The sequence below is a fragment of the Streptosporangium heterodermiicola genome (assembly GCF_051390675.1).
In the GTDB taxonomy this organism is placed as follows: Bacteria; Actinomycetota; Actinomycetes; order Streptosporangiales; family Streptosporangiaceae; genus Streptosporangium.
The window spans coordinates 1-208 of sequence record NZ_JBPJSR010000159.1 but is presented as its reverse complement, the minus strand read 5'-3'; the positions used below and the strand labels follow the sequence as shown (position 1 = coordinate 208).

Genomic DNA, 208 nt, shown 5'->3' with positions numbered 1-208 from the left:
CGCCGAAGGTCATGGCCACGCGCGCTGGTGGCCGCGATGGCCGCGGTGGCCGCGGTGGCCATCGTGCTCACCATGACGGTGGCGGGCGCGGCGCCCGCCTCGGCGGCGCCGTCGACCGTGGTCGGCGTGGCCTCGGGGCGCTGTCTGGACGTGGTCGGCAACAGCACCGCGTCCGGGACCGGCGTCAACATCTACGACTGTAACGGGC

1 pseudogene is annotated in these 208 nt (G+C 75.0%); it reads left to right on the top strand.

Annotation, left to right across the window (positions count from 1 at the left end):
* Positions 1-208: pseudogene (locus tag ACSC1Q_RS43335) on the top strand (hypothetical protein); the annotation flags it as partial.